A 10,303-nucleotide genomic window follows, 5' to 3' on the forward strand; every position below is an offset into this window, starting at 1 on the left:
ACAGCGTCCGGGGTAGCGTGGTCTTCGGATTCAGTCATAAAATGGCTTCGCAATGAGTTCGTTTAACGCTTTGGCGTCAAAATCGATTATCATAATCGGCAGATGTGGATGATCGTGACCGCTATTGTCTACCACCGACTTTCACGTATCAACCTTTTGATGCTCCGTCACCACGAAACTAAACGATAAATCTTGTTACGCTGGTCATGCTTGTTCCGTTAAAATCATGACTGAGAACACGGCGGCGGGATCCTTGGCGACGGCTGGGGGGCATCGCTGGCCAGCATCGGAAGGTCCGCGTCGGAAGGCCAGCGTCGGAGTGATTGTTCGATACGTCGCTGAGATTCTTCTCGCTTCACGGACTTTCGTGACGTTCGATCCGCAATGCCTGACTCGTACCGGCAAAACCTGATTCGATCCATTTCTCCTCCCTTGTCTAAAGAAACACGCTGCCATGAAGTCACTGGTACCTTTGCTATTTGCCTTGTTGATTGTTCCGCAAACGCTTTTGGCCGCTGCTGATAAACCCAATGTGATCGTGATCTATACAGACGACCAAGGGTTTGGGGACGCCAGCTGTTTGAACCCGGAGGCGAAGTTCCAGACACCCAATTTAGATCGGCTTGCTGCCGAAGGGATCGCGTTCACCAACGGCCATAGCTCGGACTCGGTTTGCACCCCGTCTCGCTACGGATTGTTGACAGGCCGCTATTCATGGCGAACGAAAATGAAGAAAAACGTGATGGGCGCCGAAGGAAAGTGTTTGATTGACGATTCCCGCATGACGTTGGCGTCGTTGCTCCGCGATAACGGATACCACACCGCAATGGTGGGCAAGTGGCATTTGGGGATGGACTTTCCCGGTTCAAGTTATCGCGATCGTGATTGGACAAAACCGGTAAAAGACATGCCGCTGGACAAGGGATTCGACTATTTCTACGGCGTTCCGGCGTCGCTGAACTATGGTGTCTTGGCATGGTTCGAAGGGCGTTATGCCAAGGTGCCACCGACGATGTTCACGGCAAAGAAGCCCAACGATCGGCACGTCGACTATCGTATCATGCCACCCTATCAAGATTCGCCCGAGGAAACCGCCAAGGTGGTCGGCACAAGAGGCATGGAGGTGGCACCCGATTTCATCGACAACCAATGTTTGACCCGGTTCACGGACAAGGCGATTCAGTGGATGGAGGGCAAGACGAGCGATGCAAAATCAGGCAAACCGTTTTTTGTTTATCTGCCCTACACTTCGCCACATTACCCGGTGTGCCCGTTGCCTGAATTCCACGGGCAAGGCAACGCAGGCGGCTATGGCGAATTTGTGATCGAAACGGACTACCACGTTGGGCGTATCTTGAAGTTTCTCGAGCAATCGGGTTTGGATCAAAATACCATGATTGTCTACAGCAGCGACAATGGCCCGGAAAAGTCGTGGAAACAGCGGATCGAAAAATTTGATCACGACAGCAGTTCGATCTATCGAGGCGGCAAACGCGATATCTACGAAGGCGGCCATCGCGTCCCGTGTTTCGTGCGTTGGCCAAACGGGATTGCCCAGCCCGGTCGCCGCTGTGACGCATTGGTGGGACAATTGGACGTGTTGGCGACGTTGGCCGACATTCTCGATGTCGAGCTTCCCGAAGATGCCGGCGAAGACAGCCAAAGTTTTGCCTCGGTGCTGGTCGATCCCGATGCAAAGCACGAACGACTACCGCTGATCAACCACAGCGTTGCGGGACGTTTCTCGGTCACCGAAGGAACATGGAAATTGGTGCTGCCGCACGCAAAGGCCAAATACGAGTTGTACGACCTTGCCAAAGACCCGGCGGAAGCGTCGAACGTCATTTCGCTGCATCCCGAGATCGCCGATTCGCTGCAAAAGAAGCTCACCGATATCGTTTTGAACGGCCGCACCACCCCTGGCGAAGCTCAATCTAATGATACCGGGTATTGGAGTGATCTGACGTGGATCGAAGAATCCGAGTACGCTGCCCGGCAGTGAGTCCGGCCCCAGTCGTGTTATTCCACGCTCATCCTCTTGTGAGCAACCTCGATGTGTAGCGGAACTCGTCAAGAGTTTCGTTCGGACATGGCTTCCCGTAGCGGAACTCGTCAACGGCTTGTTGATTTAGTGAAGTTTCCTGCGGCAAGGGGTGTATGATGGACTTCCTAGTCCGTCAATCGTGTACTGGACGGACTAGGAAGTCCGTCGTACGACTAAATCAACAAGCCGTCAAGAATTTCGTCAAACGCAATCCGATTTCCGCCACCCCAGACCACCGAAAGTCTTGGCGACTTTCGCCACGGAATCCCCCCAACCAAACAAAAAAAACAATCCATGAAGGCGGCATCGATCCATGAGCTGAAAAAGTCGCTCGCGAACCTGGACCGCGACGAATTGCTCGATGCATGCGTTCGTCTGGCAAAATACAAAGTCGACAACAAAGAATTGTTGACCTATCTACTGATGCATGCGGATGACGAAATTGGGTATGCGGACGCGGTCTGTGACGAGATCGATCAGCAGCTCCCTGCGTCTCATACCATCCATAAAAAGACGATGCGAAAGATCGTTCGCTGGATGGACAAATACATTCGCTACTCTGGCAACAAAGAAACCGAACTGCGAATCCGCATCCACTTTTGTCGACAATTTGTCGAGCGGAAAATTCGATTTCGTAGCTGCAGAGTCAGTGCGAATATGTACGCGACCCAGTTGAAAAAGATCGATAAGGCGATGGAGAAACTGCATCCCGATTTGCAGTTCGATTTTCGCTATCAGATGCAAGGGCTCGATGCTCACATCAGCTGAGGAGCCTGCTGAGTTTGGCGGCCATTTCGGCGCTCGCTGTGACATAATTTCGTAGTGAAACTCGTCAAGAACCTCTGCGGTACCCGATCGTGGATCGAAAGTCACGCACGACTTCCGCTACGCAAAAACGTCACCATCCAACACGACGTGAATTATCCCGGTGCATTTCCTTGATTCGGCTCAAGAGTCAATGCCGCATGATCCGATTATAGACGCTATTTGTTGTCGTCTTCATTCGGATCCGCAACGATGGAAATTTCGGACACAACCCCCGCCTTTCGCACGTTGCAGCAAAGACGTTTGGACGCGGAACACAGTCTGCAAAACGTGTTTAGCGAAGTGTTGGCCGGCGCCGGGCATGCGGGCTATGCCTCGGCGGAACCGCTCGAATCCGACGAACCGCTTCCAACGCAGATCCAGGAGGCGTGGGACGGATGGTTCCAGCTCGAGTTGCAAGGCCGCTACCGTACGACCGAGGCACCGCGAGAACTTGGAAAACAGTACGGCGATCTCATTCAAAATGCCTATGAAAATGGCGGCTACGTTGCTCCCAAAGCGTATTTGTCGTCACTTTCCAAAGATGAGATGGCTGTGGTCCAAGGCATCCATCATTTAGCCAATCCGATCCAAGTCGATTCGTTGAGCGAAGAAGGGGCGATGAATTTGCTGATTCCGCCCGCAGCTCAGGTCGATATGAATCGCGACGGTCTTACCCAGTCCGGTGCCGCTTGGGGACTGCGGTTTCCCGACAGCACCACGCCGACACCGGTGGCACAGGCTTTCGAGGCTGCGACCGAAGGCATGGATTGGGGCGAACGAGGTCTCTACGAATTGCAGATGAAATTGCCAACGCTGCTGGCGAATTTTCACGTCGATGAATCTGGGGCCTTCGCCTACCAAGTCGAACCGGGCGACCCGCGTTTCGTCAATCCCATGGCGGACCCCGAGTACTCGTATGTCGACTACGCCGACAGCTATCTAGGCTATCTCGAAGCCTTCAAATCTCGTATCGATCCGATCCAGTACGCCAATGGAAAAGCGTTTTGGACCGATTTTCAAAACGAATTGATCGCTAACACCGCCTCGTAAAAAGACCAGCATCGTCGCAAAAACCGCTTTTTACCAAGAAGCTTCGTCTCGGACGATGGATGGTGTCTACGGCGTTTGCGAAGTCGCATTCGCCAGGATCACCACCGACCGCCCCGCGACCATGTAGGATGCTTGTTGGATTGGCTTGTGGGCAGACGCAGTAAAATCATCAGGACTTGGACGCGACGTATCCACGATACGGATCCACGATCCCGGCGTCCCAGCTTGGATTCCGAATTCGATCGATCTGGCGTCGGCGTTGATCATGACGTAGAGATCACAGTCGTTCTGCGACGCTCCGTGTAACGCGTAGGCGAGTTGTTTTGACGACGTCGAAAAGTCAACGTGGTGGCCGCTGCCGTACCATTTCACATCGTCGCGCCAGAACCGTGAACGGCTGATCGACGGATGCGATTTGCGAAAGCCGATCATTTGTTTAACGAATCGAAAGACATCGCTGTGCTCTCGCAAACGGCTCCAGGCGAGCCAGCTTGTTTCGTTGTCTTGATTGTACGGATTGTTGTTGCCTCGCTGTGTTTGCATGAATTCGTCGCCCATGCGGAACATCGGCGTTCCGTTGGACAACATCAACAAACTGATGAAATTCTTGATTTGCTGTTTGCGAAGACGGAGGATTTCAGGCGGCACCCCTTCGTCTCCTTCCCAACCGCTGTCCCAGCTCGATTCCTCGCTGCCATCGGTGTTGTTGTGTCCGTTAGCCCAATTGCGTTTTTGGTTGTACGAAACAAGGTCGTACAGCGTGGACCCGTCGTGCGATGTGATGTAGTTGACGCTTAGCGGCGGTTGATACGCGTGCATCCGATCATCCGGGAACAGATCCGCACTGCCGTACAGCCGCGTCATCAGATCAGCCACCATTCCATCGTCGCCACGAACGAAACGCTGCAGTGTGTCTCGGTAATGTGCGTTCCACTGCATCCATCGCTGGCCTGGGAATTTTCGGCCGAGCTGGAATTCTCCGCCGGCATCCCATGGTTCGGCGATCAAACGATTGTTGGTGAGATCGGCGTTCGTACCGATTTCACTAATGATCGGCGGGTCATCCAAATTGATCGAACCATCGGAGTTGCGGGTGAAGATAGAGGCTAGGTCGAAGCGAAATCCATCAATCCGCATTTCTGCATCCCAGAACCGCAGACTGTCGATGATATGTCGACGGACGGCTCGGTTTGCGGTATGTAGCGTGTTGCCGGTGCCGCTGTAATTGGCAAACGGTGCATCGGGGTCACCTGTCATCATATAAGCCGAACTGCTGTCGATCCCTTTAAAGCTATACGTCGGTCCGCGTTGGTCGCCTTCGCAAGTGTGGTTATAGACGACGTCCAAGATCACCTCGATGCCCGCCGCGTGCAGTGCCTTGACCATCGTTCGGAATTCGTGCTGTTGTTGACACGCGTCGGGAAAGGTCGCGTAGGCGTGATGCGGCGAATAAAAGTTCATCGGCATGTAACCCCAATAATTGCCATCATCGGGATCAAACTGAAAGATCGGCATCAGCTCGACGGCGGTGATGCCCAATTCGACGAGGTAGGGAATTTTGTCGATGACGCCAAGGAAAGTGCCCCGATGCAGGTCCGCAACACCCGAGTCGGGGTGCTGCGTGAACCCTTTGACATGCAACTCATAGATCACCAAATCGCTGCCGTGACGAGGTTGCCGATCGTCTTGCCAATCAAAACCACATAGCCGGTCCGGTAACACCCCCAGCGGTGCTTGGCCCGCATTGGACCCAGGACGCCGTGCGGCATCGCGGCTGAAGTCGTCGGGAAAGTAAACGCTTTGAGCACACGGGTCGAGTAAGACTTTTTCAAAGTCAAAGCTGTGCCAATCGTAACCGGGCTGCGGAGGCGGACCGTCCACACGATAGGCGTAGTAGATGGCGTCGGCGGCATCCGATTTGCTGATTCGGCAATGCCAAACCGGGCCCGATTTGTTCTTCAGATAGTCCAGCGTGTGTTCGTAAACAGGGTGAACGACGTTACTCGCTGAGAACAAGAGTAACCGCACGGTTTCGGCATGTTTCGAATACAGCGAGAAGTTGAACGCCGCGTCATCGTCGACCCACGTCGCGCCCAACGGGTAAGGCGTTCCTTCGATCTTTTCCCAGTTATTCATCGTTGTTGCTCGCCCATTTCCAGGTGCTGGTGCCCGCGGTGCAGTGATTCTCTGCTGCTTCGATCGTCAACCAATGTGGTGCGGGATGTTTGCCTACGATTACGACATTGACGTAGTCACGACTTCGCAAAAAGTGATCCATGACGGACAACAAACCATTCGCATCAGGCGGCAAATACACTCGCACGACCTCCGCTTTCTTGTTTACCACGTGATCGATGAATCCGGGATCTTGGTGCGTGAATCCGTTGTGGTCCTGCCGCCACACATGCGAAGCAAGCAAGTCGTTCAGCGATGCAGTTTTGTGTCGCCACGCCAGATGGTTCGTCACCTTTAACCATTTGGCGTGCTGATTGAACATCGAATCGACGATTTGGATAAACGCTTCGTAGCAATTGAACATTCATGGCGTGCCGTCGATCGATAACCCTCGAGCCAGCTTTCGCATTGATGTTCGTTCAGCATTTTGATCACGCGGTTCAGATGAGCGAAAATAAAGTTCTGACCCGGCAAGGTTCCCCAGTGACCGAGCAACATGTTTTTGACATCCAACAACCGCAGCGGCGTTTTTGAGCAGCGGATTGTCGTGCAGAAAATTTTGCCCCACCGATAAATAGTTGGCCGCACGCCAATAGGCGTCGATGTTTTGCAGCAATTCAGAGGACAGGATTGATGAAAATGTGAGCGTTGTCATCATGAGACTCCTGATGATGTCGTGAGTTGTGCCGGCAGTTTTGATCGAAATCGTGGTGGATAATTGGTGTGGTAGCGAACGTCACGCAGAGTTTCGGGAAACGCTGTGAATATGTGAAGCATGTTGCTGAAGTCAGCCGTGACGCTCGAGTGACCGGTGCTCGCGGGCTTCCCTTTTGGGCGAACAGTGTGTGGCTGGCCAAAACGTTTGACGAGTTTCGCTACGGGGGGATTCGCTTCATTGCTGCCACCGGATCAGATCCAGCTCTAGGGGTACCGCGACGTTTGCGTGTTTGGGCACGATCCGTGGCGTGAAATCGGATGCGGGGCGTGTCGCGGTTACCGTGGTGTGGTAAGTCGCCCAGTTTTCTGTGGTGGACCCACGTGGCTCGGTTCGCAACATTTCCTGACGAACCGCGTCTTCTCCGTCCAGAGGGTCGGCATACCACTCCACTCGAACGAAATTCGGATCGAGTCCGTCGAGGTAGACGTCGACTTCAACCGTGTGCTCGTTTTCACTCGACTGCAATCTCACCTCACCAAACTTCAGCGATGCCCACTTCTCACGAAGCGAATGTTCCCAGTTGACAATGCTGGTGCCGCCCGCACCGTTGTACGCTGCGCGGTGGTGGTATGCGATGGCGGCGGGAAGATAGTGTTGCTGTGTGTACTCACGCACTGTGCGAACCGCAGAGAATTGCGGGGTCAATTGCGACATGCTCGCTCGCATGCGGGCCATCCACTGCGTGGGGATGCCTTGTTCATTTCGCTGATAGAATTCGGGAACAACCTCGTTTTCAAGTACACTGTAAAGCTGTTCGGCTTCGACTGCATCCCAAGCGGGATCGTCGCCATGTTCGTTGCCATCACCGATCGCCCAGCCGACTTCGGGCGTGTAGGCTTCGGACCACCAACCGTCTAGCTCGGATAGATTGATGCCACCATTGACCAACACCTTCATGCCGCTGGTTCCACTTGCTTCCCAAGGCCGCCGAGGGGTGTTAATCCAAACGTCAGCACCTTGCACCAATTGTTCGGCCAGTAACATGTCATAGTCGCTGATAAAGATCACGTGTTGGCGTGCGATAGGTTGCAGAATGAAATCGATCCATTCGCGAATCAGATCCTGGCCGGCACGGTCCGCAGGATGTGCCTTGCCGGCGATCACGAGTTGAACGGGGCGCTCGGGATCCGATAACAATCGCAGTAGCCGATCGGGATCATGCAGCAACAAATTCGGCCGTTTGTAGGTGGCAAAGCGGCGCGCGAAACCAAGTGTCAACAGGTTCGGATCAAACAAATGTTTGGCCGCTTCGACTTCCTCGGGGGATGAACCTGCACTCGCCAATTGCCGCGACAATCGTTTGCGGGCGTAGTCTACCAATCGGTGAGTGGCATCCACGCGAAACTGCCATAGTTTCTCGTCCGAGACACGGCAAATGTCACACTCCAGCGTCTCGCTTGTTCCTAGCCAGCGGTCCTTGCCACACATCTGGGTCCAAACGTCGTCCGCTGCAGCCGAATCCCAACTTGGCACATGGACGCCGTTGGTCACGTGTCCCACCGGCACTTCGTCGGCGGGCCACTGCGGAAACAGCGGTTCGAAGATGTGGCGACTGACTTGGCCGTGCAAACGACTGACACCGTTGACGCTGCCGCTTCCCCGGATCGCCAACAGCGCCATGTTAAAGGGTTCAGATTCATCATTTGGGTTCAGCCGACCGAGTGCCATCAAGTCGTGTAACGATATCCCCAGTTTCTGTTCGGCATAGCGACGCAGATGCTGTTCGATCAACGCAGGTGCAAAGCGATCGAAACCTGCCGCCACCGCCGTGTGCGTGGTGAACAAGTTTCCTGCACGCGTGACCGCCAACGCGACTTCAAACGGTTGCCCCGATGCGTCCATAAACTGAAGAGCTCGTTCCAGAACCGCAAACGCGGCGTGCCCTTCGTTCAAGTGGCAAACTTCGGGAGTGATCCCGAGCTCGGCAAGCAAACGCCAACCCCCAATCCCCAAGATCAGTTCTTGTCGCAAACGCAGTTCGTGCCCACCGCCATACAACTCGCTAGTGATGCCGCGATGCGCCGGGAAGTTCGCGGCATCATTACTGTCCAGTAGATACAGTTTCACGCGTCCGACTTGAACCTGCCACGCACGCAGCCAAACTGCATAACCGGGCAGTTCGATCTTTAGACGCAGCCATTCACCATCGGCGTCCCGCAGCGGCCGAATCGGCAGCTGGCCGGGATCGTTGTAGGGGTACAACGCTTGCTGGTGTCCCGCGTTGTCGATGGATTGGCGGAAATAGCCCTGTTGATACAGCAGCCCCACGCCGACGACCGGCACACCAAGATCGCTGGCCGCTTTGAGTTGGTCGCCCGCGACATTTCCGAGGCCGCCTGAATAGATCGGCAACGCCTCGCTGAGCATGAATTCCATGCTGAAGTAGGCGGCGCACGTCAGCGGTGGTGATTCGGAATGAGTTTGCTGGAACCACGCAGCTTGCTCCGCCGTTTGTCGGCGTATCTCGACCAACCGATCGACCTTCGCCCGAAACGCCGCATCGCCCAGAACGTGCTCGATCCGCTGACGCGAAACCGTTTGCAGCACGACCCACGGGTTTTGAGTGATTTCCCACAATTCCGCGTCCAAGCGACGCCAAACCTCGTCGGTTGCATGGTTCCACGATGAGCGAAGGTCTAAAGCGAGTTCGGTTAAGGATTCGAAGCCGTCGATCTCGATGGGAAACAGATCGTAGATCGGATGCACATGTCGCGGGTTGTCACTCATCGCTGGTCCGCCAACTGCATACGATCTTGTTCAGCGGGTCTTGTCGTAACATTGGTACCCATAACATGGATTTGCAGGCCAATACCATGCACCCTATTGGACACCGTAGCGGCCATTCGATCCTCCTGTAGTCATCGTGTCGAAAGAACGTTTTGGAAATCGCGAGAATCACCTGGTGAGATTCGTTGCCGCCAAGCGAAGCAATATTAGTGCCAAACGATTGTGACAAATTGTGATCGCAAAAATGACGTTATCCGCCAACTGCACACGTTTGCATCGACCGTATTCCGAAATCAAGGCGACAATCGCACACCGCCATCGCCCGTATTTGCACACTCGAGCACCCCAGCACGCCGTAGCGAAAGTCGCCAAGAATTTTGACAAGACGGCCTCAGGCCACTGGCCCCGAACGAGTGCACTGCCCCGGTGAGTGGTGGCATTGTGTATCTGGAAGTTAAGGTTTTTCGACTAGGGAAGTTCGGTCGTGAACCGTCTGACTCTCCGCGACGCGTAACCTGCGATGACTCTGCGGTTGAGTCGACAGAAAGATTGGTGCGACAGAAAAGTTTTGCGAGGCAGGCTGAAGTTTTTAATCTTTCTGTCGCACCAATGTTTCTGTCGTCAATTGCGGCCTGGACAGACCGAGTAATCGTAGTTTCGTGAACCCGGACGCTGAGAATATACGAGTGGGGAAGGTTCCGAGTGAAGCTGCCAAGTTCCAACGACACACGACCTGCGGTGACTCTTCGGTTGAGTCGACAGAAAGATTGGTGCGACAGAAA

The 10,303-nt window shown here is 54.3% G+C and carries 5 protein-coding genes and 2 pseudogenes; 3 read left to right on the forward strand and 4 right to left on the reverse strand.

Features of this window, described 5'->3' with window-relative positions:
- Positions 1-454 precede the first annotated feature (454 nt).
- The 3 genes from ABX962_RS19705 to ABX962_RS19715 all read left to right on the forward strand — a co-directional run bounded on the left by ABX962_RS19705 (position 455) and on the right by ABX962_RS19715 (position 3,901).
- Positions 455-2,002, forward strand: a complete 1,548-nt coding sequence (locus ABX962_RS19705; RefSeq protein ID WP_372721739.1) for an arylsulfatase — start codon at positions 455-457, stop codon at positions 2,000-2,002.
- Positions 2,003-2,338: 336 nt separating this feature from the next.
- A complete protein-coding gene (locus tag ABX962_RS19710) occupies positions 2,339-2,812 on the forward strand; it encodes a hypothetical protein (protein WP_372721740.1) in 474 nt (157 codons plus the stop codon).
- A gap of 249 nt (positions 2,813-3,061) precedes the next feature.
- Positions 3,062-3,901 (forward strand): hypothetical protein, encoded by an 840-nt coding sequence (locus ABX962_RS19715; protein ID WP_372721741.1) that lies wholly within the window; start codon positions 3,062-3,064, stop codon positions 3,899-3,901.
- 66 nt (positions 3,902-3,967) lie between these two features.
- Here the strand turns inward: ABX962_RS19715 and ABX962_RS19720 are convergent, their stop codons facing one another.
- The 4 genes and pseudogenes from ABX962_RS19720 to glgP form a co-directional block, all read right to left on the reverse strand.
- Positions 3,968-6,037 carry a glycogen-debranching protein gene (locus ABX962_RS19720; protein WP_372721742.1) on the reverse strand — a complete coding sequence of 690 codons (2,070 nt, stop codon included), beginning with the start codon at positions 6,035-6,037 and terminating at the stop codon, positions 3,968-3,970.
- Between the two features lie 4 nt (positions 6,038-6,041).
- Positions 6,042-6,526, reverse strand: a pseudogene (locus ABX962_RS19725) (phosphoketolase); the annotation flags it as partial.
- A gap of 31 nt (positions 6,527-6,557) precedes the next feature.
- Positions 6,558-6,734: pseudogene (locus tag ABX962_RS19730) on the reverse strand (hypothetical protein); the annotation flags it as partial.
- A 234-nt stretch (positions 6,735-6,968) separates the two neighbouring features.
- Entirely contained in the window at positions 6,969-9,521 is a 2,553-nt protein-coding gene (gene glgP / locus ABX962_RS19735; protein ID WP_372721743.1) for an alpha-glucan family phosphorylase, read from the reverse strand.
- Positions 9,522-10,303 lie beyond the last annotated feature (782 nt).

Origin of the sequence: Novipirellula sp. (assembly GCF_041583735.1) — a bacterium.
Classification (GTDB): Bacteria; Planctomycetota; Planctomycetia; order Pirellulales; family Pirellulaceae; genus Novipirellula.